Source organism: Sneathiella sp. D3-11, from assembly GCF_055809395.1.
Window position 1 is genome coordinate 1,899,369 of the sequence record NZ_CM147911.1, and the last position, 20,937, is coordinate 1,920,305.

General features: G+C 52.8%; 22 protein-coding genes and 1 pseudogene. 15 read left to right on the forward strand and 8 right to left on the reverse strand.

Translation table 11 applies throughout. The annotated features are described in order from the left end of the window. Positions 1–62 precede the first annotated feature (62 nt). Both mnmE and AC0L73_RS09755 read right to left on the reverse strand, forming a co-directional pair. Positions 63–1,394, reverse strand: a complete 1,332-nt coding sequence (gene mnmE, locus AC0L73_RS09750) for a tRNA uridine-5-carboxymethylaminomethyl(34) synthesis GTPase MnmE (RefSeq protein WP_473653643.1) — start codon at positions 1,392–1,394, stop codon at positions 63–65. 27 nt (positions 1,395–1,421) lie between these two features. Further along, positions 1,422–1,667: a DUF6489 family protein gene (locus tag AC0L73_RS09755; RefSeq protein WP_227948407.1), complete on the reverse strand. Its 246-nt coding sequence runs from the start codon at positions 1,665–1,667 to the stop codon at positions 1,422–1,424. Between the two features lie 101 nt (positions 1,668–1,768). Between AC0L73_RS09755 and AC0L73_RS09760 the strand changes: the two genes are divergently transcribed. Genes AC0L73_RS09760 through AC0L73_RS09770 form a run of 3 tightly spaced genes read left to right on the forward strand, consistent with a single transcriptional unit; the run spans position 1,769 to position 5,289 of the window. Beyond that, positions 1,769–3,811, forward strand: coding sequence for a thioredoxin domain-containing protein (locus AC0L73_RS09760; protein ID WP_227948406.1), 2,043 nt, complete (start codon positions 1,769–1,771; stop codon positions 3,809–3,811). Then, positions 3,798–4,277 carry a methylated-DNA--[protein]-cysteine S-methyltransferase gene (locus AC0L73_RS09765; RefSeq protein WP_227948405.1) on the forward strand — a complete coding sequence of 160 codons (480 nt, stop codon included), beginning with the start codon at positions 3,798–3,800 and terminating at the stop codon, positions 4,275–4,277. Before AC0L73_RS09760 ends, AC0L73_RS09765 begins: the two co-directional genes overlap by 14 nt. A 37-nt stretch (positions 4,278–4,314) precedes the next feature. Continuing rightward, complete coding sequence (locus tag AC0L73_RS09770) at positions 4,315–5,289, forward strand: quinone oxidoreductase family protein (protein ID WP_227948404.1); 975 nt, start codon at positions 4,315–4,317, stop codon at positions 5,287–5,289. A 69-nt stretch (positions 5,290–5,358) separates the two neighbouring features. Here AC0L73_RS09770 and rho read toward each other — a convergent pair. The 4 genes and pseudogenes from rho to hemE form a co-directional block, all read right to left on the reverse strand. Continuing rightward, positions 5,359–6,619 (reverse strand): annotated as a pseudogene (rho, locus tag AC0L73_RS09775) (transcription termination factor Rho). Positions 6,620–6,831: 212 nt separating this feature from the next. Beyond that, positions 6,832–7,308, reverse strand: coding sequence for a protoporphyrinogen oxidase HemJ (hemJ, locus tag AC0L73_RS09780; protein ID WP_227948402.1), 477 nt, complete (start codon positions 7,306–7,308; stop codon positions 6,832–6,834). 28 nt (positions 7,309–7,336) lie between these two features. After that, positions 7,337–8,368, reverse strand: a complete 1,032-nt coding sequence (hemH, locus tag AC0L73_RS09785; RefSeq protein ID WP_473653644.1) for a ferrochelatase — start codon at positions 8,366–8,368, stop codon at positions 7,337–7,339. 9 nt (positions 8,369–8,377) lie between these two features. Further along, a complete protein-coding gene (gene hemE / locus AC0L73_RS09790) occupies positions 8,378–9,415 on the reverse strand; it encodes a uroporphyrinogen decarboxylase (RefSeq protein WP_473653645.1) in 1,038 nt (345 codons plus the stop codon). Between the two features lie 395 nt (positions 9,416–9,810). Between hemE and AC0L73_RS09795 the strand changes: the two genes are divergently transcribed. From AC0L73_RS09795 to dnaQ, 5 genes are read left to right on the forward strand one after another with little or no spacing between them, the layout of a single operon-like run. Continuing rightward, complete coding sequence (locus tag AC0L73_RS09795) at positions 9,811–10,644, forward strand: pyruvate, water dikinase regulatory protein (protein WP_227948399.1); 834 nt, start codon at positions 9,811–9,813, stop codon at positions 10,642–10,644. After that, on the forward strand, positions 10,641–11,267 hold the full coding sequence (locus AC0L73_RS09800; protein WP_473653646.1) for a Maf family protein: 627 nt from the start codon (positions 10,641–10,643) through the stop codon (positions 11,265–11,267). The genes AC0L73_RS09795 and AC0L73_RS09800 overlap by 4 nt, the downstream gene beginning before the upstream one ends. Continuing rightward, on the forward strand, positions 11,264–12,130 hold the full coding sequence (locus tag AC0L73_RS09805) for a shikimate dehydrogenase (protein ID WP_227948397.1): 867 nt from the start codon (positions 11,264–11,266) through the stop codon (positions 12,128–12,130). The genes AC0L73_RS09800 and AC0L73_RS09805 overlap by 4 nt, the downstream gene beginning before the upstream one ends. 1 nt (position 12,131) lies before the next feature. Continuing rightward, a complete protein-coding gene (gene coaE, locus AC0L73_RS09810; RefSeq protein WP_227948396.1) occupies positions 12,132–12,722 on the forward strand; it encodes a dephospho-CoA kinase in 591 nt (196 codons plus the stop codon). Further along, entirely contained in the window at positions 12,715–13,386 is a 672-nt protein-coding gene (dnaQ, locus tag AC0L73_RS09815) for a DNA polymerase III subunit epsilon (protein WP_227948395.1), read from the forward strand. Before coaE ends, dnaQ begins: the two co-directional genes overlap by 8 nt. 9 nt (positions 13,387–13,395) lie before the next feature. Here dnaQ and secB read toward each other — a convergent pair whose 3' ends face one another. Further along, a complete protein-coding gene (gene secB, locus AC0L73_RS09820; protein ID WP_227948394.1) occupies positions 13,396–13,887 on the reverse strand; it encodes a protein-export chaperone SecB in 492 nt (163 codons plus the stop codon). Positions 13,888–13,983: 96 nt separating this feature from the next. Continuing rightward, positions 13,984–14,481, reverse strand: coding sequence for an FxsA family protein (locus AC0L73_RS09825; RefSeq protein ID WP_227948393.1), 498 nt, complete (start codon positions 14,479–14,481; stop codon positions 13,984–13,986). Between the two features lie 169 nt (positions 14,482–14,650). On the opposite strand from AC0L73_RS09825, the gene AC0L73_RS09830 reads away from it, so the two are divergent. The 7 genes from AC0L73_RS09830 to AC0L73_RS09860 are packed head-to-tail and all read left to right on the forward strand — an operon-like array spanning position 14,651 to position 20,913. After that, positions 14,651–15,343, forward strand: a complete 693-nt coding sequence (locus AC0L73_RS09830) for a Tim44/TimA family putative adaptor protein (protein WP_227948392.1) — start codon at positions 14,651–14,653, stop codon at positions 15,341–15,343. A 14-nt stretch (positions 15,344–15,357) separates the two neighbouring features. Further along, entirely contained in the window at positions 15,358–16,590 is a 1,233-nt protein-coding gene (gene mltA, locus AC0L73_RS09835; RefSeq protein WP_473653647.1) for a murein transglycosylase A, read from the forward strand. Then, complete coding sequence (locus AC0L73_RS09840; protein WP_227948390.1) at positions 16,590–17,303, forward strand: TerC family protein; 714 nt, start codon at positions 16,590–16,592, stop codon at positions 17,301–17,303. Before mltA ends, AC0L73_RS09840 begins: the two co-directional genes overlap by 1 nt. A 59-nt stretch (positions 17,304–17,362) precedes the next feature. Continuing rightward, the gene (locus AC0L73_RS09845) at positions 17,363–18,136 is read left to right on the forward strand and encodes a (Fe-S)-binding protein (RefSeq protein ID WP_473653648.1); all 774 of its coding nucleotides are present in this window, start codon (positions 17,363–17,365) and stop codon (positions 18,134–18,136) included. Then, positions 18,136–19,560 (forward strand): LutB/LldF family L-lactate oxidation iron-sulfur protein, encoded by a 1,425-nt coding sequence (locus tag AC0L73_RS09850; RefSeq protein ID WP_473653649.1) that lies wholly within the window; start codon positions 18,136–18,138, stop codon positions 19,558–19,560. The genes AC0L73_RS09845 and AC0L73_RS09850 overlap by 1 nt, the downstream gene beginning before the upstream one ends. Beyond that, entirely contained in the window at positions 19,560–20,246 is a 687-nt protein-coding gene (locus tag AC0L73_RS09855) for a LutC/YkgG family protein (RefSeq protein ID WP_227948387.1), read from the forward strand. The genes AC0L73_RS09850 and AC0L73_RS09855 overlap by 1 nt, the downstream gene beginning before the upstream one ends. Next, positions 20,230–20,913, forward strand: a complete 684-nt coding sequence (locus AC0L73_RS09860; protein WP_227948386.1) for a Smr/MutS family protein — start codon at positions 20,230–20,232, stop codon at positions 20,911–20,913. The genes AC0L73_RS09855 and AC0L73_RS09860 overlap by 17 nt, the downstream gene beginning before the upstream one ends. Positions 20,914–20,937: the final 24 nt, after the last annotated feature.

A 20,937-nucleotide genomic window follows, 5' to 3' on the forward strand; every position in this document is an offset into this window, starting at 1 on the left:
CACGTGAAACATCGTAAATGGCATTTTGGTCAATGTTTCACGTGAAACATCTCTTCAGTTCCCTATTTTCCGATGCAAAAATCACCGAAGATAACATCGAGGATGTCTTCGACATCTACCCGGCCGGTAATCCGACCCAAGGCCCGGACGGCAAGCCGTGCATCTTCGGCCGCTAGCTCAGGCTCCCGCGCCGATTCAAATCGGTTAAGAGCAGAGACACATTCTTCCAATGCTTGACGATGACGGAGCCGTGTGAGTGCGGGCGCGCCAGAGAGATCGAGGCGGTTTATTATATCCGCCTCCAATGCGGAGATTAAATCATCGATTCCCTGCCCCATTTTCACGGAGAGGGAGAAAACATGGCAGGCCGAGTCTGATATAGCCCTATTCTCCGCGAGGTCCGTCTTATTTATCAAACGATAATCAGTCTTCTGAAACAGATCTGCAAACTCCGCAGGAATTTCAGGCGCATCAGCCGTTGTCATGAAAAGGCGTATATCTGCTGCTTTTGCCCGTTCTCTTGCCCGTCTAACACCCTCTCGCTCAATCATACTATCGGATTCCCGCAATCCCGCTGTATCCGCGATGGTTACAGGAAAACCCGCAAGATCCATAGGTACTTCAATAATATCACGGGTCGTTCCCGCTTCATCAGAAACAATCGCCGCGTCCCGGCGGGCGAGTAAGTTAAGAAGACTGGATTTTCCGACATTCGGTTCACCGAGAATGACAACATCCAGTCCCTCCCGAATTTTTTCTCCCCGATGCCCATCGGCAAGATGCGTTTCAATTTCCCCTCGCAAAGCCACTATTTTCGGCGCTATTGCTGTCGCAACCCCGTCAGGCAAATCTTCATCCGGGAAATCAATGTCAGCCTCCAGATGCGCAAGCGCCCCAATCAATTGCTCCCGCCAGCCATCATAGAGCCGCCCGAGTTCCCCCTGCATCTGACGAAGGGCTTGTCGGGCCTGCGCGTCCGTCTCGGCATTCACAAGATCGCCGAGCCCCTCTGCCTCAGTCAAGTCCATCTTTCCATGCTCGAATGCGCGACGAGTAAACTCACCAGGCTCCGCGGGGCGGAAATTTGGAAATCCTGATAGTTCCTCAAACAGCGCGGTCAGGATAGCCGGGCCCCCATGTAAATGCAGCTCCACAACATCCTCACCAGTGAAACTGTTTGGGCCCGGAAATAATATAGCAAGTGACTGATCTATAAGAGATTTATCAATCATCCTGAAGAGAGGACAAAGGACAGCGCGGCGTGGTTCTGGCCGAGATTTCCCGCTCAACGTCTCCAGCGCGTCAACAGAGCCGGGACCGGAGATCCGCACCACCGCCACACCGGCACGCCCTCTCCCGCTGGCGAGCGCGAAGATCGTTTCGGAAAAACTCATCGAAGTAACCAATCCAGAATGGCGCGGCTATTTACTGCCATTATCACCGTTGTTAAATTGAGACCAGAACATCTTTTGCATCTGCTCCAACCCTTGTACACCCGCGGGTAACCAGGTTTTCATCATATTTTCCGGATCGAGATTGGCGATATTTTCGAGCATCTTCGCCTGAAGCTCTTTCATCACCGCCTCCTGCATTTTCTCAACTTCGGGAAGCCCGAGAAAAGATCTTGCTTCCTGCGGCGTACAGTCAATATCAACAGTTATCTTCATGAGCGGCTTACTCCTCATTGATCCGGCGGTGGTTGCTCTGCTACAACAAACGACAATAGCCTCCTATATACCGGAATTGGGGGCCAAGAACAGGATTATAGATGAAAAATTTACTGAAGTTTGAGACCAGTCCCTATCTGCTTCAGCATAAAGACAATCCCGTGCATTGGCAGCCCTGGAGCGCGGAAACGCTCGCGCTCGCCAAAAAAGAGGGGAAACCAATCCTGCTCAGTGTTGGTTACGCGGCCTGTCATTGGTGCCATGTAATGGCCCATGAGAGTTTCGAGAATGAGGAAACCGCCGCGCTGATGAATGATTTGTTTATCAATATCAAGGTGGATCGCGAAGAACGGCCGGATATCGACCAAATCTACCAAAGTGCCCTCGCTCTTTTGGGTGAACAAGGCGGCTGGCCTCTCACCATGTTCCTCAATTCCAATGGAGAGCCTTTCTGGGGCGGGACATATTTTCCACCTGAGAACTCATATGGCCGGCCCGGCTTTCGCAATGTTCTACAGACAGTTTCGGACATCTTCAAGAATGAGCCGGAGAAAGTCACCAAGAACCGCGATGCGCTAAAAACGGCGCTTAAGAGCCTCAATGACACGCAAGAGGGAGAGCGGCCTAAGCTCACATTAGAGGTGCTGGAGCGGATTGCCGCCCGATATGCTGACGAAGCGGACCCGGTTCATGGCGGAATCGGATCGGCGCCCAAATTCCCCCAAACCTATGTATTGGAAAATATCTGGCGGAGCTATCTCCGCACAGGCAATGCGGCACTCTCCGAAGCCGTGATAAAGGCGCTCACCGGCATGTCGCAAGGCGGGATATATGATCATCTGGGCGGAGGTTTCGCGCGCTATTCCACTGATGCAGAGTGGCTCGCACCGCATTTCGAGAAGATGCTCTATGATAATGCGCAAATTCTTGATCTACTCCTGACCGTTCACCATGAAACAAAATCAGAGCTGTTTGAGGAGCGTATCCGCGAGACCGTAGGATGGTTGCTCCGTGAGATGGTGACGGAGGAAGGCGGCTTTGCGGCGACAATCGATGCCGATTCAGAAGGCGTTGAGGGAAAATTCTATACCTGGTCAAAGACGGAAATTGATGAGATTCTCGGGGAACATGCGCCGCATTTCAATGAAGTTTATGGCATTCTTCCTGAAGGGAATTGGGAAAATACTAATATTATCAATCGGTTAAAATATCCGGAACGGCTGGATGAGGAAACCGAAGCGACAATGGCGCCATGGCGCCAGGCGTTATTCGACCATCGTGAAAACCGCATCCGTCCGGGGCTGGATGATAAAGTCCTGACCGACTGGAACGGCCTGATGATTGCCGCCCTCGCCCGCGCGGGACAATATTTTGAGGAGGTGCACTGGATTGATGCGGCGGAGCGCGCCTTCGTCGCCCTCACAACTCATTCCATGGAACCAAATGGTCGGCTTTACCATAGTTACCGACTTGGACGGGCGATGCATACGGGCCTGCTGGATGATTATGCCAATATGGCGCGCGCGGCGCTCACCCTCCGTGAGATCACTGGCAAAGCCTTCTATCTGGAGCGCGCCGAACAATGGACAGAAATCCTGAATGAGCATTTCTGGGACGAGAAAGGTGGCGGATATTTCTATACGGCGGATGACGCAGAGGCATTAATCGTCCGGAGCAAGAATGCGCAGGATAATGCAGTGCCCTCCGGCAATGGCACGATGCTGGAAGTTCTGGCGAAGCTGCATTTACTCTCCGGTGCGCGGGAGCCATTCGAGAAGGCGACCAATCTCTTGCGCTGTTTCTCGGTCGAGCTCGCCCGCAATTTCTTCCCGCTCGCGACCCTTCTCAATAATTTTGAGACGCTGGTCAACGCTCGACAAGTGGTTATTGTTGGCCGTCGGAGTGATGCGGAAGTTATTGATATAATTAATGTTTTAAAGGATATTAGCCTCCCCTCCAAAGTTGTGAATATACTGGAAGATACGGAAAACCTACCCTTCGACCACCCGGCAAAGGGAAAAGGGAAACTCGACGGGAAGCCAACTGTTTATCTCTGCACCGGGCCAACTTGCTCTCCACCAGCAAATAATGTTGCTGCCTTTGCCGCCCTTTTGAAGGAGACCACCGCGCATGGCGCAACTTAGTTTGCATAGCCCTATTGGAGATCTCACCGTGACCGAGGAAGACGGGAAGATCATCTCACTCGATTGGGGATGGGTGCCAACAGAATGGCAACGCACAACACCGCTACTTGAAAAGGCTGTGGCGCAGCTAAATCTCTATTTTGATGGGGAAATTGGCGATTTCGATCTCCCGCTTGATCCACCGGGTACAGAATTCCAGAAAAAAGTCTGGGCAGAGATGCTGAAAATCCCGGCGGGGGAAACCAAAAGCTATGGGGACATCGCCAAAATCCTGAAATCCGCGGCGCAGCCGGTGGGGACTGCCTGTGGCGCGAACCCCATCCCTATTATCATTCCCTGCCACCGGATATTGGCAGCGGGTGGCAAGATGGGCGGATATTCCGGTGATGGAGGTCTGGACACGAAGGAAGCGTTGCTTCGGCTCGAAAAAGCCTTGCCAACTGAGCAACAATCGCTTGATATATAATAGAAATTCGCGGGCGCGATAGATAAAGGACAAGAAAATGACAAAAGCAATCGTACAGCATGAACATGGCGGTCCGGAAACCATGAAATGGGAGGATGTGACCGTTGGTAGTCCAGGTCCTGGAGAGGCACGCGTCCGTCATACAGCTGTTGGCCTTAATTTCATAGATGTATATTTCCGCACGGGTCTTTATCCCGCCCCTCTCCCCATTACGACAGGAATGGAAGCTGCCGGCGTGATTGAGGAGCTGGGCGACGGAGTTACAAATTTCAAGGTTGGGGATCGTGTGGCCTATGCGGGTCGGCCGATCGGGGCCTATTCAGAAGAACGGATTATGCCCGTTGATAACCTGATTGTCCTGCCCGATAGTATTGATGATCAGACGGCCGCGGCGATGATGCTCCAGGGGATGACAACGGAATATCTACTGCAGCGAACGTTTCACGTGAAACAAGGCGATACGATCCTGTTTCACGCGGCGGCGGGCGGTGTTGGTCTCTTTGCCTGTCAATGGGCGAAGCATATCGGCGCGACCATCATCGGCACAGTCGGATCGGAAGAAAAAGCGGAACTCGCCAAGGCCCATGGCTGCACCCATACAATTTTGTACCGGGAAGAAGATTTTCATGAAAAAGTCATGGAAATCACCGACGGCAAAGGCGTTCCCGTGGTTTACGATTCCATTGGCAAGGATACCTTCGAAAAATCCCTCGATTGTCTGTCCCCGCGCGGCCTGATGGTCTCCTTCGGGAATTCGTCGGGGCCGGTTACTGGTGTTGATCTGGGTATTTTAGGCGCAAAAGGCTCCCTCTATGTCACGCGCCCCTCGCTGATGACCTATAACGCGACCCGCCCGGAACTTGAAAAATCTGCAGGCGACATGATGAAACTGGTCGGCAGCGGCGCAATCAAGGTCAATATCGGCCAGACCTATCCCTTGAGCGAGGCCCGCAAGGCCCATGAAGACCTTGAAGGACGCAGAACAACAGGATCAACCGTCTTCACCGTCTGATCCATTTTACTTCCCAACAAAAAAGGCGCCTCAATCGGGCGCCTTTTTTAATGTAACAGTATGATTTTATTACGTATTCATGGAATCGAAGAAGTCGTCATTGGTCTTGCTGGATTTAAGTTTATCGAGCAGGAATTCCATGGCGTCTGTCGTGCCCATCGGGTTGAGAATACGGCGGAGAACCCACATTTTCTGCAAGGTGGCCTTATCAACCAGCAGCTCTTCCTTACGCGTACCGGATTTGGTGATATCGATGGCCGGGAAGACGCGCTTGTCGGAAAGTTTCCGATCAAGGATAATTTCAGAGTTACCCGTGCCCTTGAATTCCTCGAAAATAACTTCGTCCATGCGTGAACCAGTCTCGATCAGGGCGGTGGCGACGATGGTCAGCGATCCCCCCTCCTCGATATTACGGGCGGCACCGAAGAAACGTTTTGGGCGCTGCAGGGCATTGGCATCTACACCACCAGTCAAGACTTTACCACTTGATGGCACAACCGTGTTATAGGCGCGTGCGAGACGCGTGATACTATCGAGCAGGATCACGACATCGCGTTTATGCTCAACCAGGCGCTTCGCCTTTTCAATCACCATTTCGGCAACCTGTACGTGGCGCGAGGCTGGCTCATCAAAGGTGGAACTCACCACTTCGCCGTTTACGGAGCGCTTCATATCCGTCACTTCCTCGGGCCGTTCGTCGATGAGAAGAACGATGAGATAAACTTCCGGATTGTTGGTGGTGATGGAATTGGCAATATTCTGCAACAGAACAGTTTTACCAGTCCGCGGCGGCGCCACGATCAAGGCGCGCTGGCCCTTGCCCTGCGGTGAGACGAGGTCGATCACGCGGGCGGAATTGATATTGTTATCAGTGGGATCAGGGGTTTCCAGTTTGATACGCTCATCTGGATAAAGCGGGGTCAGGTTATCGAAATTGATCTTGTGACGGGCTTTTTCGGGATCTTCGAAATTAATCTTCTGCACTTTGAGGAGGGCGAAATAACGTTCGCCATCTTTCGGGCTTCTAATCTGCCCTTCCACCGTATCGCCTGTTCGAAGTGAAAAACGTCGTATCTGGCTTGGGCTGACATAGATATCATCCGGTCCGGCGAGATAGTTCGCATCGGGTGAGCGCAAGAAACCGAGATCCATCCTGCAAAATTTCAAGCACCCCGCCGCCGGTAATTTCGGCGCCATTTTCGGCCTCATATTTAAGAATGGCGAAAAGCTGTTCCTGCTTACGCAGGGTGGAGGCGTTTTCAATTTCACGCGTTTCCGCCAGTTCAAGGATTTCTGCTGGGGATTTTTTCTTAAGCTCTTGAAGATTCATCTATTTTACTACGCTGTATATGGAAGATAAAGGGATTAAAGGATCAGAATATGACGAGAATGTCGGAAACCGATGAGGTTGGGTCTTATGAAAATTGCTTATGTATTCGTAATGCAATGAGACCGTGGAACAGAGATTGTCCAGTGAAGTTAAGCCTCTATTGCCAGTTTTATCGGAATTAGTCAAATGAAATATGCGAAATTCGGCGGTCGTCAGAAAGGTTTAACAACCACCAAAATCACAATCCCGATTACCAGAACGGTCGGTATCTCATTGACGAGACGGTAGAATTTCGCGGGGCGAGTATTCTCATCCCTCTCAAACTCTTTTCGCCATTTTGACAAATTTCCGTGAAAACCGGCCATCAGAAAGACAAGAGTTAGCTTGAGCCATATCCAGGGCTCACTCCAGTCAACAATGCCGGGCGTGAACAACAGTAAACTGCCAAAAATGAACGTAAATATCATCGCCGGATTGATAATCCCGCGCAAAAGCCGCCGTTCCATGATCTTGAAAGTTTCCGACATCTCAGATCCCGGCGCCGCATCCGCATGATAGACAAAAAGGCGCGGCAGATAAAACATCCCCGCCATCCAGGCAATGACCGAGATGATATGCAGGGATTTCACCCACGGGTAAATATCAGCCAGAATGTCGTCCAAGGTCGGCCCCTCTTGATAAACCGTCAATCACATCCGCTATTTACGGGATTATGCGTCATGACGCCAGCATCAAACAATCTTTAAATCCGGAGGGACATATCCGGGCACCACTTTCACTGCCAATACCCGGGCCTGACACGCGTTTTACCATTCCGGCCAAACCATCAATAAAATCCGTATGAACCCCGACCGTATTTACCCGGAGATATTCGTCAACCCCAACTTTCTTGGCAAGTTTGGCATATTCGATATCCAACTCGACCAGGGTTTCCGAATGCTCTGACACAAAAGCGATGGGAACGATCACGAGACTGATCCCTTCTTCGCCTGCGCGATGGATTTCAGTTTCTGTCGAGGGTTCCAGCCATTTCATCGGCCCGACACGGCTTTGGTAGCAGACTTTCCAGTCAATATTTTCCGCACCCAGTTTTTGGGCGACCTTGTCCGCCGTTTGCTCCACCTGCCATTGATACGGATCACCTTCGTCAACGATCTTTTGCGGCAATCCATGCGCAGAAAAGAGCAACCGGAACGGTTTACCCTCTAATTCAGCGAGTTTTGGCGCAATCAACTCCGCATAGGCAGAAATCAGCCCTTTTTCAGTCGGATAACAACAAAGACCGCCAGTTGGCGCATCAAGACCCACCTTGCTGGCCGTTTCCTGCCAATCTTTAAGGGAAGAGGCGCTGGTTGTCGAAGAAAACTGCGGATAAAGCGGTAGCAATATTACCTCGTCCGGGTTCCAGTCTTTGACCTCCCGCGTAACTTCGTCGGCAAAGGGATGCCAATAGCGCATGCAGATAAAAGTCTTATATATATCGCTTGATCCCTCATTGAGCTTGGCTTCGAGGGTGTCGGCCTGCGCCACTGTTTGGGGAAGGATTGGCGAAGATCCACCCAGAAAAGCATAAATTTCCTGCGCGACGGGCGCGCGCCGACGGGAAATCAGCTTTGCCACCAACCAGCGAAGCGGTGTCGGCAAACGGATGATCGCCGGATCATAAAAGAGGTTGAACAGGAAAGGTTCCACCGCCTCCGGCTTATCGGGACCGCCAAGATTGAACAGGACAACCGCTTTTTTTGCCATGGCTTTTCCTTAATCCCCCCGAACAATTTCGGCCAACCGGGCAACATGCTCTGGCGGCGTTTGCGGGACAATCCCGTGACCGAGATTGAAGATAAAAGGTTTTTTCCCAAGGGTTTCAAGGATTTGATTGATGCGGTCTTCCATCGCCGAACCACCAGAAACCAGCAGCATCGGATCGAGGTTTCCCTGTACCGGCACCAAGGATTGAACTTCGCGTGCCGCCCAGTCGAGCGGTGTACCCGTATCAAGGCTGACCGCGGTGACACCTGTCTCTCTCACGAAGTCGATAATGTTACCGCCCACGCCCTTGGGAAAGCCAATGACGGGTAATTCCGGATGTTGGGTACGCAGACCCTCCACAATGCGTTTTGTCGGCTCTATGGCCCATTTCTTAAATTCATTATCGGGTAGTACGCCAGCCCAGGTATCAAAAAGCTGGATGACCTCTGCCCCGGCGGCCACTTGCTTGAGAAGATACTCTGTTGTCGACTCAACAAGAATATCCATCAAGGCGCCGAAACCTTGCGGATCACTGTAGGCCCAGTTCTTGATATTGGCATAATCCTTCGATCCCCGACCTTCAACCATATAGGTTGCCACAGTCCAGGGAGATCCGGCAAAGCCGATAAGCGTGCAATCTTTCGGAATTGACTGGCTCAAACGTCCAACAGTCTCATAAACAGGATCGAGGGTTTTATGAATTGCCGTTACATCCAGCTTGCCAAGCTCTTTGGCTGAACGGATGGGATCAAGCACCGGTCCCTCGCCTTCCTTGTACGCAAGCGGTTGACCGAGTGCATGAGGGATGAGCAGGATATCAGCAAAAAGGATAGCGGCGTCCATGCCATAACGACGGAGGGGCTGCAATGTAACTTCTTCCGCAAGTTTCGGGTTATAGCAAAGATCGAGAAAGTTACCTGCATCCGCGCGGGTTGCACGATATTCGGGAAGATAGCGTCCTGCCTGACGCATTAGCCAGAAAGGTGGTCTTGCTTGTACGTCTCCTGACAGGCTTTTCAGCAGGGGCTTGTTTGATGAAACTTTCACGCTTCTTCCTTCCCGGAATCTTATCCCTTTAAATAATATATTTAAATAAAAGGTAGTAGTTGTTGTTGTATGCCGTGGGTAACGGGGATTAAATTTTATCCCCGCCCTTTATAGAAATTCTGGGGATAAAATCCAGTTTTTCACATAGTCGTTGATATCTACGTGATAAAGGCAGTTTTGGCTCACATAAAAATCGGGGATAACGGGGATAAGTCATTTTCGTTTATCAAACATCAAAAATATACCCGTTTTTCGATAACGCGATTTTTCTTTTCCCACAGACGGACAAGTAGGCACCTAAAAAAAGCTCTAGCGGGGAGAAAAATTTTGGGTTTTCCCAGATAGCCATGTTATCCCTGTTATTCACATTACTCACAGGATAGCCACGCAGCAATATGGATCAATTTCATCTTCATCTGGTGTCGGATTCAACCGGGGAAACCTTGCAATCCATGACCAAAGCCGCCTTGGTTCAGTTTGAGGGGATTTCACCTGTCGAGCATGTCTGGACATTAACACGGACTGTACGTCAATTGGATGATATCCTTGAATCCATTGTAAAAAAACCGGGGCTCGTGCTCTATACGCTGGTCAATAAGGAAATGCGCGATGTGCTGGAGCTGGGTTGCCAGAGGGTCGGCGTACCTTGCGTCTCTGTGCTGGATCCCGTGTTGGCGGCCTTCTCCAATTTTCTGGGTCAGGAAATTCGTCGCCTGCCCGGTCGGCAGCATATGCTGGACAAGAATTATTTCGGCCGGATCGAGGCTTTGAACTTCACCATGGCTCATGATGATGGCCAGATGACGGATGATTTGTATGAGGCGCAGATCGTTCTTGTCGGGGTGTCGCGTACGTCGAAAACGCCAACGTCCTTCTATCTTGCCCATCGCGGCTATAAGACGGCGAATATCCCGATCGTGCCCAGTATACCCTTGCCGGAGTCCCTTTTTAACCTCAATAAAAGGACAATGGTCGTTGGCCTGACAACTAGCCCGGACCGCCTCTCGCAGATCCGCAAGAACCGCTTGCTTAGCCTCAACCAGAAGGTCGATACGGACTATGTAGACCGCGAACGGATCAAGGAAGAGGTGATTTTTGCGCGTAAACTCTGCACCCGGGAAGGATGGCCGGTCATTGATGTTTCCCGCCGCTCGGTGGAGGAAACAGCAGCCCAGATCATCACCCTTTTTAACCGCCGCACGGAAGAAACCAGGGACAGAATGCTGTGAGTGGGGAAAAATTGGAGAATTCTGGGCCAGAACTTGTCCTGGCATCGCAGAGTATGTCTCGCGCCCGGATATTGGAGCGCGCGGGCCTTAGTTTTAATATCTTACCGGCAAATGTAGATGAGGATGAGGTCAAACACGCCATGCGGGGCGCCAAGGCGCCCGCGTCAGACACGGCAGTGGCATTGGCTGAACTCAAAGCATCCCGCGTGTCCCGGCAAATACCGGAAGCGTTTGTCATTGGCGCAGACCAGATCCTTGATTGCAACGACATCTGGTTCGACAAACCGGTGGATATGGATCATGCGCGGGCGCATTTGCTCAGTTTGCGAGGGAAAACGCATCGTCTCGCCAATGCGGTCTGCGTTGCCAAGGGCGGGGCCGTTCTTTGGCGGCATGTGGATGAAGCACGCCTGACCATGCGCAATTTCGACGAAGATTTTCTCGACCGCTACCTCGCAGGGGCGGGAGAAGATATCCTCTCCTCCGTCGGAGCTTATCAGCTCGAAGGGTTGGGTGCGCATCTTTTTGCGAAGGTGGAGGGGGATTTCTTCTCCATTCTCGGGCTGCCACTCCTGCCATTGCTTGACTTCTTGCGCGGTCATAAAATCGGGATATCTGCATGATGGATGACAAGAAAAAAATCGCTGGTGTGATGGGGTGGCCGATCAGCCATTCCCTTTCCCCCCGACTGCATGGCTACTGGATTGAAAAATACGGCCTTAATGCGGATTATCGTGCCTGGCCAGTGAAGCCCGAAGACCTTCGTGAGACGTTTTCGCAGTTAAAAGAAGACTGCGCGGCGGAAGGTGGCATTTTTCGCGGCACAAATCTCACCATCCCGCTTAAGGAAACGGCGTTTGAGGTGGTTGATATCCTCGATCCGTCCGCAAAACGCATCGGCGCGGTCAATACAGTTGTTGTGGGTGAAGATGGCGCCCTTACGGGGCGGAATACAGACGGGGTCGGCTTCACGGACTCGCTTGGTGAGGAAATGGACGTCACGACGCTTTCGGGCGGAACGGCGCTTATTCTGGGCGCGGGAGGTGCGTCGCGCGCGATTGCCGTCGCGTTGAGTGATCTCGGCCTTGAGAAAATTATCATCTGTAACCGGTCGGAGGCGCGGGCGGAAATTCTCGCGGGGCATATCGGTGACATTGCCCGCGCTGGCCCATGGGATCGTCGTTCCTCCCTATTGGAGGGGGCGGATATCCTTGTCAATTGCACCAGTCTTGGCATGACCGGTCAGCCACCGCTCGAAATCTCGCTTGGGGGATTGAAAAAGACGGCAGTTGTCAGCGATATTGTTTATGTCCCGCTGGAAACGGACCTGTTGAAAAGGACGCGGCGACAGGGAAATATCGGAGTGGATGGCCTCGGCATGCTGCTGCATCAGGCAAAGGCGGGGTTTGAGGCCTGGTTCGGTGTAACACCCGAAGTGGACAACGGGTTGCGCCGTCATGTGCTGGATGGATTGAAAGGGAATTAACATGTTGCTCGTGGGCCTGACCGGATCTATCGGCATGGGAAAATCAACCGTGGCCGGGATGTTTCGCAAACTCGGCATTCCCGTTTATGATGCGGATGCGGAAATTCACAAGCTTTATGCCAAGGGGGGCGCCGGCGTAGAGCCGATCCGGTCGGCCTTTCCCGATGCGGTGGTCGATGATCAGGTGGACCGCCAACGGCTCAGCAAGCTAGTCGTTGGCAATGACGCAGAGATTGAGCGGCTGGAGAAGGTTATTCATCCGCTTCTATCCGATGGCCGCGCGGCCTTTTTTGAGCAGGCGCAGAAAGAGGGCCATACTCTTGTCGTGCTTGATATTCCGCTGATATTTGAAACGGGCGGTGAAGACCGGGTACATAAGATTGTTGTTGTCTCCGCCCCTGCCCATGTGCAGCGGTCGCGGGTGCTGGACCGGCCTGAAATGACGGAGGATAAGTTCGAGGCGATCCTCGCCCGTCAGGTTGATGATGCGGAAAAGCGCGAAAAGGCGGATTTTGTTATCGACACCCATCGCAGCATGGAAGAAACTTTTATGCAGATCAAGGAACTGGTGGAACATTTAAAAGATGCGTGAAATCGTCCTGGATACGGAAACAACGGGATTTGAGCCCGCGGACGGGGATCGGATCGTCGAAATCGGCTGTATCGAGCTCTACAATCATATCCCGACGGGAGAGACCTATCATCGATATATCAATCCGGAACGCGATATGCCTGAGGCGGCCTTCAAGGTGCATGGCCTCAGCGCGGAATTTCTAAAGGGCCATAAAGTGATCGCGGAGGAAATCGATGGTTTCCTCGACTTTATTGGCGATGACAAGCTCGTTATTCACAACGCGTCGTTCGATATGAAGTTTCTGAACGCGGAGCTGGCCCTTCTTGGTCGTCCGACCCTTCCCATGACCCAGAGTATTGATACTGTCACTATGGCGCGGAAGAAATTTCCTGGCGCACAGGCCAATCTTGATGCGCTTTGTCGCCGTTTCGGCATCGATAACTCGGCGCGAACCAAGCATGGCGCGCTTCTTGATGCGGAATTGCTGGCAGAAGTCTATCTGGAGCTGATCGGCGGGCGGCAGCGCGGGCTATCGCTTGAGGATAGCGGCGCTGGTGTGGTCTCCAATGTTGCGAAGGAAGTCCGCCCGCCCCGCCCGCATAACGCGAGCGATGCGGAGCGCGCCGCCCATGCCGCCTTTTTAGAGAAGATCAAGGACCCCCTCTGGCGGCAATCGTCGTAAAAGACGTCTTTAGGCGTGACCGGCGGGCTGCTGTTGCGCGGCGATCTGGTTTTTATGGTCCTGATACAGCCGGTTGAAGTCAATTGGATCAAGCATCAATGGGGAATAGCCGCCGTCCCGTGTGGCATCGGCAATAACACGCCGGGCAAACGGGAAAAGAAGCCGTGGGCATTCGATCATGCACACCATTTCGAGGGTGTCCGCCGGGAAATCCTTGAGCATGAACAAACCGCCATAGACCAGCTCGACCACGAAAGCCGCTTCTTCGCCATGATTGCCTTTTGCTTCAATGCGGAGTTCCACCTCATAGAGGTCATTGCCGCCTGCACGCGCCTGAATATTGACCGCAAGCTCGACCTGCGGCTGACCTTTGTCGGGATCGAGGCTGGCGGGTGCATTCGGGTTCTCGAAGGAAATATCTTTTACATACTGGCGAACAATCGCAAGGGAAGGCTGCGTCTGGCCTTCTGTTCCGCCGGGGGCGGTTCCTTCATCTGACATGAACGGGTCACTCCTATAAATATATGGGCCGTCTCGGCCTGCGGGATTTGCCAAAGTGGCTATCATGGATGCGTCGGACCGGCAAGTCCGGAGCGATTATTTTTCTTTATTCCAGGGACTGTCGGGGTTGGGTTCACTGCGATTCTCGATCGATGCGGGATCATCCTCAATCACTTCATATTCGCCATCGATAACGGTGCCGCCGCTTTTACGCCGGGTTTGATGCATGCCGGCGGCGACAAAATTTGAATGCTGCGCCATATAGGCGGCGAGCGCCCGACGGAGAGGCGGAATCAGCAACAAAAAGCCGATCGCATCAGTCACGAAGCCCGGTATAATCAGGAACAGACCGGCCAGCGCCAGAAATATTCCTTCAAAGATTTCATTGACCGGCGTTTCCTGTCGATCGAGCGCCGCGCGTGCGCGCATAAGCACGCCAAGACCCTGTATTCGGATCAGGAAAACGCCGATAAGAGCCGTGACGATGGTGATGATGACGGTGTTGAGCGCCCCGATTTCGCTACCGACTTGCACGAAGACCAGGATTTCGATCAGGGGAATACCGATCAGGGCCGCTAAAAACAATAAAGCCAAACTTGTTTATCCCTAACAAAGTTTCTATGTAACAGACAGGCGTGCAGGAAGTGGAGCGGTTGATAAGATACTGGACCTTGACCAACTAACCCTTTAACTTCTTATACAGACCTATCCTTTACATAAGGGTTATTGGACATTTTACCAAACCCAATTTGAAGATATCATTATGGACAACGGCTTTCAGTTCCTGGACATTATTTTGCTCGCGGCAGTTGCCGGATTTATTTTCCTACGGCTTCGCAGTGTGCTGGGCCGACGCATGGGCCATGAACAATCCCCACGCGAGGAGAAGCCACGCCGCCCGGTTGAAGGGCACAAAGGCGACTTAGAAGATAAGCCGAAGGAGGATAATGTTGTCCTTTTGGGTGACAATGCCCGAAACGTGGAGCCAAGCCCGTTTGCGGGCGCGCCCCTGATGATGACGCTTAGTAAAATACGGCAGCTCGACAAGACATTTGATCAGCGAACATTCGTTGAAGGGGCCCAGGCCGCCTATGAGGCGATTGTTGTGGCGTTTGCCAAAGGTGACCGAGACACGCTGAAAATGCTGCTTTCCGAGACAGTGTATGAGAATTTCGAACGCTCCATTCAGGAACGTGAAGATCGCAATGAAGTCATGTCGACGGATATCATCGCGGTTCATTCCGCTGAAATCACGGACGCTACGCTGGAAGGCAAGGAAGCCGAGATCACTGTCACGTTCGAGGCTGAGATGATCAGCATGACCAAGGATGAGGAAGGTGTCGTCGTCGCAGGGGATCCGCAGCCGCATACGGTGAATGAGCTCTGGACGTTCGCGCGCAACCTTAAATCCCGCAATCCGAACTGGCTGTTGATTACCACCCGCCGCGCAAACTAGGTCTCTGCTTAAAAATGCTGTTGCGTCCGTTCTTTTCCATCAATCGAAAAACCGGCGCCGGGCTGATTCTGATTACAGTTCTTCTTGTGGCGATTGCTATCTGGTATTTTCAGGTAAAACCACCAGCGGAAGATAACCTTACCCTTGAAAAAGCGGATTTTTCCTCCCTTCCCGGCTGGGATAAAGAGGACTTTACAGGCTTCTTTCCTGCTCTCCTGAAATCCTGCGAAAAAATAAATCGTTTACCCGAAACCCGCGGAATGGGCGGCATTGGCTTGGCGGGCACCGCCGGGGATTGGCAACCGCTCTGCGCTGACGCCATGGCGCTACCGCCCGAAAATAGTGTCCGGCGACAATTTTTTGAAAATAACTTCACGCCCTTTCAGATCCTTAATAATGAGCAAAAATCCGGCCTTTTCACCGGCTATTACGAAGCGAGCCTGAAAGGTAGCCGCGAAAAAGAGCCCCCTTATCTTACGCCGCTTTACTTGCGCCCACCCGAGTTGGTGATGGTTGATCTTGGTCGGTTTCGTGACGAACTTAAAGGGCAGCGCATCGCCGGCAAGGTAGAGGGTGGAAACTTGCTCCCCTATCCGGACCGCACGGACATTGAAAGCGGAGCCCTTGCTGACCGGGAGTTGGAACTTGTCTGGGTGGATAGCGATATCGACGCCTTCTTCCTGCATATCCAGGGGTCTGGGCTGGTCGAGATGGCAGATGGCAGCGAACTCCGTGTTGGTTACGCCGCGCAGAACGGCCATCCCTATTTCGCCATTGGTCGCGACCTGATCGAAAATGGCTATGTCCCGCGCGAAGAAATGTCGATGCAGGCAATCAGGACTTGGCTTGAGGAAAACCCCGATAAAGCAACGGAACTGATGCAGAAGAACGCGTCCTTTGTGTTTTTCCGCGAGCTTGAAACGGGTGGCCCTATCGGCGCGCAAGGGGTGGAGCTGACGCCTGAGCGTAGCCTCGCCGTGGATCGCAAATGGTTGCCGCTTGGTGTACCGCTCTGGCTCGCAACCGAAGTTGCTCCTGCATCCAGCAGTGCGGAAGTTGAAAAATTCGAACGATTGATGATGGCGCAGGATACGGGCGGGGCCATTGTCGGCCCGGTGCGCGGTGATGTCTTTTGGGGCCATGGCGACTATGCTTATGATATGTCCGGCGGCATGAAGAGCGAAGGCGAACTCTGGATCTTGCTGCCGAACGCGCTGGCCGCGGCGGTAGCGGGCACAGAAGGCTAATGGAATTCCTGACCGACTATGCGCTTTGGGCAAGTTTTCTGTCGCTTACCGCACTGGAAGTTGTGCTTGGCATCGATAATGTTGTTTTTATTGCTCTGCTGGTCAATCACCTGCCAGAAGAGAAACGCCAAAAAGCGCGGGTTATCGGGATCTTGCTCGCGTTGTTCATGCGGATTGCGTTATTGTTCTGCGCCATCTGGCTAATTGGCCTGAAAGAACCCTGGGTCGAGTTTTTTGGACATCCCTTTTCCGGCAAGGATTTTCTCATGATAGGGGGCGGGCTGTTCCTGATCGCGAAGGGAACGACAAGCATCCATGATGAAATTTCCGAAGATCCGAAAGAGAACTACAAAAGTTATTCTGCGGGCTTTCAAATGACTATTCTGCAGGTCATTTTTATAGATTTCATCTTTTCGTTCGATTCCATCATCACGGCTGTCGGCCTGACTAACAATATCTGGGTGATTATCGCGGCAATGGTTGTTGCGATGCTGGTGATGCTGTTTTCATCAAAATTCATAGCAGAATTTATCGACGAACATCCAACCCTTAAAATGCTGGCCCTTTCCTTCATTATGATGATTGGTGTTTTTCTCGTTGCGGAGGGTCTCGGGTTTCATGTACCGAGAGGGTATATCTATTTCGGCATGGCCTTTTCCCTCGGGGTGGAAATCCTCAATATGTTGGTCAAGCGTCGGAAAACCCCACGCTAAGATTACTGGCGAAATCAGTGAGCAGACGGTATAGTTTTTTGAGTAATCGGGAGAAGTACATGTCCGCTCCGAATGAGAAGAAAAATGTGGCGCTTTTCGTCACCTGCCTAGTCGATTTGAACCGTCCCTCCATTGGTTTCGCTGCAGTCAAACTGCTAGAGGCGGCAGGGTGCACCATTGTGGTGCCAGAAGTACAAACATGCTGTGGCCAGATCGCCTATAATTCCGGGGATAAAGAAAGTACGAAAACCATCGCAAAGGCCGTCATCCGTGCGTTTGAGGGCTTTGACTATGTGGTTGCGCCCTCCGGCTCCTGTGCCGGGATGATCCGTCATCACTATAAAGAGCTATTCGACGGTGACGACACCATTATGATGGCGGTCGAGGAGCTTTCCAGCCGGACCTATGAGCTGATGTCCTTCCTGCATGATGTTTGCGGCTACAAACCCGAGGATGTCCAACTTGACAGTACCCTCACCTATCATGATAGCTGCAGCTCTTTGCGGGAAATGAAGGTGCGGGATCAGCCGCGTGCGCTTCTGAGCGGCGTTAAGGGGCTGGAAATAAAGGAGGCGGAGGATCGGGAAGCTTGCTGTGGTTTCGGAGGGACCTTTTGTTTGAAATATTCCGAAATTTCGGAATCTATGGTCGATACCAAGATCGATAATTTGCTCGCAAGCGGCGCAGACACTCTCGCCGCCGGTGATTTGGGTTGTCTGATGAATATCGCGGGGCGCTTAAAACGCCGTGGCTCCGACATGAAAGTGATGCATGTCGCAGAGATTCTCGCCGGGATGGGGGATAAACCGGGCCTTGGGGAGGGCGATAACTGATGCAGGTTACCAGCCGCCGTTTCAAGGAAGGCGCTCATGACGCGCTTCATGATAAAAATATCCAGGAGGCTTTTTCCAAGGTAAAGAGCGGATTTCCGCTGGCCCGTGCGAAATCGGCCAGCGAACTCCCGGAATTTGAGGGGCTGCGCGATGAAGCCCGCGATCTCAAGAATCATATCCTTGAAAATCTCGACTATTATCTCGAATATTTTGAGGATCAGGTCCTGCTTCAGGGTGGGCGTGTGCATTGGTGCAGCTCTTACACCGAAGCGCGGGAAGTTGTGCTTCATATCTGCCGGGAGGCCAAGGCGAAGACAGTGACCAAGGGCAAATCCATGATCACTGAGGAGATGGGCCTGAATGATTACCTCTCCGAGCATGGGATAGAGCCGATCGAGACGGACCTTGGCGAATATATCATCCAGCTCGCCGATGAACATCCCAGCCATATTATTGCCCCGGCACTGCATAAGACAAAAGATCAGGTAACAGAGCTTTTCCACGAAAATCACGCGAAATACGGGTTAAATGAGCGAATTACCGACCCACAGGCGCTGGTGAACGAGGCGCGGAGTGTCCTTCGCGATAAATATGTCGCCGCCGACGTTGGCATCACGGGTGCAAATTTCCTCATCGCCGAGACGGGATCGACCGTGATCGTCACCAATGAGGGCAACGGCGATCTTACCCAAAGCTTGCCGAAAACTCATATCGCCGTTTCCAGTATTGAAAAAGTTGTCCCGACGCTGGAGGATGCGAGCCTTTTCCTCCGTTTGCTGGCGCGGTCTGCAACGGGACAGGAAATGTCCGTCTATACCACCCTTTCCACCGGCCCCAAGCGGATGGAGGATATCGACGGCCCGGCAAATTTCCATGTGGTACTTGTCGATAGCGGGCGCAGCGACCTTCTGGGGAGTGACAAGCAGGATTTGCTCCGCTGTCTTAAATGCGGGGCCTGCATGAACCATTGCCCGGTTTATCAGGCTGTTGGCGGCCATACTTACGGTTGGGTTTATCCCGGGCCGATCGGCGCGGCTCTTAATCCGCATATGGTGGGCCTGGAAGAGGCGCGGCATTTGCCCAACGCCTCCACTTTCTGCGGACGATGTGAGGAAGTCTGCCCGGTGCGTATTCCCTTGCCGAAGATTATGCGGCACTGGCGCGAACAGGCGTTCGAGACGCAGATCACCCCGAAGCCGGAGCGTTGGGGGATTGGTGTGTGGGCCTATTTCGCAAAAAGACCCAAGCTTTACCGTTTGATGACCCGAATAAGCGCTCGCGCATTGAAATTAATGGCCGGAAAAAAGGGTGTGATCCGAAAACTGCCGCTGATGAAGGGTTGGAGTTCTGTGCGTGATTTCCCGGCACCGGAGGGTGCGACTTTCATGGAACAATGGAAAAAACAACAGCGGGAGGGGAAATAATGCCATCCCGCGACAGGATTTTCGCCCGTATTCGCCATAATCTGGGCCGCGGGCCGGTTAAAGAAGATGCCGCAAAGCTGTTAAAGGCCCGGATTGAGGGGCACGTGCCTCACACCATCCCAAAACGCACCGATATTCCCCATAAGGAACAGGTTGATCTGTTCCAGGCGAAGGCCGAAGCCCTCGACGCGACTGTCGCGCGCCTCTCAAATTTGGAGGAGGTGCCGGAAGCGCTCCGTGATTATCTCACGGCCCATAATCTGCCGCCCCGGATCAAGATGGCGCCCGATCCGGCACTTGATGACCTGCCGTTCGACAAAACCCCGATGCTGGAAATCACGCGCGGCGCGGCGGCGCCAAGCGATGAAGTCAGTCTGACCCCTGCCTTCTCGGGGATTGCCGAGACGGGCACGCTTTGTATGGCGTCGGGGCCGGATACACCCTCAACCCTTAATTTCCTGCCTGAAAACCATGTGGTGGTGATCAAGGCGAGCCAGATTTCCGGCACGATGGAAGAAAGCTGGGCGCGCCTCCGCAAAAAGTTCGGTGCGGGCAACCTGCCGCGCACCGTCAATTTCATTTCCGGCCCATCTCGTACTGGGGATATCGAACAGACTCTGATTATGGGCGCGCATGGGCCGCGTCGCGTGCATATCCTGATTGTTGACGATGGCCCGCAAGACTAACCGACCGAAAGGCCTGTCGAGAGCCGACCGCGATCTATGGGATCATGTTGCCCGCGGTATCAACCCGATTAAGTCGAACCGCTATAGCGGAACGGAAAATGACACCATAAAGGTGCCGTTGTCAGCAAGCCCTAAGAAAAACGCCACCACAATGGTGTCAAAATCGGCAAGAACAGACCCAAATACACCATCAGCTCGCCGTTCTCTCGACCCGGAGGCGCTCAAAAAAGCGATGGAAAGCTGGCCAAACGCCCATATTGACCGAAAATTGACAGAGGTTAAGCCGTCGCTCCGCCAGAATGTGCCGGGGCTGGATAAACGCACGGCGGAACGGCTCCGCAAGGGTAAAATGGACATCGATGGAAAGCTCGATCTGCATGGCCTCACCCGCGCGGAAGCGCACCGGCGCCTCAGAAGTTTCATTACCGCGCAGCAGATTCAGGGAAAACGCTGCGTACTTGTCATTACAGGCAAGGGCTCCTCCCGCCAAAAAACGGATGACGCTCCCTTTATGGCACCGGAAAGAATAGGCGTTCTGCGCGAAGCTGTCCCAAAATGGCTGACCGCGCCGGATTTGCGCCATCTGGTTATTGACATCCGCAACGCACAGCCGAAACATGGGGGCAGCGGCGCGCTTTATGTTTTGCTCCGGCGCAGCCGCCCCTGATTTTGAGAGAATAAGGACAGTTCC

Coding starts and splice junctions, on each gene's coding strand:
- dnaQ (WP_227948395.1), top strand. CDS start 12,715: ATGCGTGAAATCGTCCTGGATACGGAAACAACGGGATTTGAGCCCGCG.
- hemH (WP_473653644.1), bottom strand. CDS start 8,368: ATGGCAAAAAAAGCGGTTGTCCTGTTCAATCTTGGCGGTCCCGATAAG.
- secB (WP_227948394.1), bottom strand. CDS start 13,887: ATGTCAGATGAAGGAACCGCCCCCGGCGGAACAGAAGGCCAGACGCAG.
- AC0L73_RS09755 (WP_227948407.1), bottom strand. CDS start 1,667: ATGAAGATAACTGTTGATATTGACTGTACGCCGCAGGAAGCAAGATCT.
- AC0L73_RS09770 (WP_227948404.1), top strand. CDS start 4,315: ATGACAAAAGCAATCGTACAGCATGAACATGGCGGTCCGGAAACCATG.
- coaE (WP_227948396.1), top strand. CDS start 12,132: ATGTTGCTCGTGGGCCTGACCGGATCTATCGGCATGGGAAAATCAACC.
- AC0L73_RS09860 (WP_227948386.1), top strand. CDS start 20,230: ATGGCCCGCAAGACTAACCGACCGAAAGGCCTGTCGAGAGCCGACCGC.
- mnmE (WP_473653643.1), bottom strand. CDS start 1,394: ATGAGTTTTTCCGAAACGATCTTCGCGCTCGCCAGCGGGAGAGGGCGT.
- mltA (WP_473653647.1), top strand. CDS start 15,358: ATGCTGTTGCGTCCGTTCTTTTCCATCAATCGAAAAACCGGCGCCGGG.
- AC0L73_RS09830 (WP_227948392.1), top strand. CDS start 14,651: ATGGACAACGGCTTTCAGTTCCTGGACATTATTTTGCTCGCGGCAGTT.
- AC0L73_RS09845 (WP_473653648.1), top strand. CDS start 17,363: ATGTCCGCTCCGAATGAGAAGAAAAATGTGGCGCTTTTCGTCACCTGC.
- AC0L73_RS09840 (WP_227948390.1), top strand. CDS start 16,590: ATGGAATTCCTGACCGACTATGCGCTTTGGGCAAGTTTTCTGTCGCTT.
- AC0L73_RS09795 (WP_227948399.1), top strand. CDS start 9,811: ATGGATCAATTTCATCTTCATCTGGTGTCGGATTCAACCGGGGAAACC.
- AC0L73_RS09855 (WP_227948387.1), top strand. CDS start 19,560: ATGCCATCCCGCGACAGGATTTTCGCCCGTATTCGCCATAATCTGGGC.
- AC0L73_RS09850 (WP_473653649.1), top strand. CDS start 18,136: ATGCAGGTTACCAGCCGCCGTTTCAAGGAAGGCGCTCATGACGCGCTT.
- AC0L73_RS09760 (WP_227948406.1), top strand. CDS start 1,769: ATGAAAAATTTACTGAAGTTTGAGACCAGTCCCTATCTGCTTCAGCAT.
- AC0L73_RS09765 (WP_227948405.1), top strand. CDS start 3,798: ATGGCGCAACTTAGTTTGCATAGCCCTATTGGAGATCTCACCGTGACC.
- AC0L73_RS09805 (WP_227948397.1), top strand. CDS start 11,264: ATGATGGATGACAAGAAAAAAATCGCTGGTGTGATGGGGTGGCCGATC.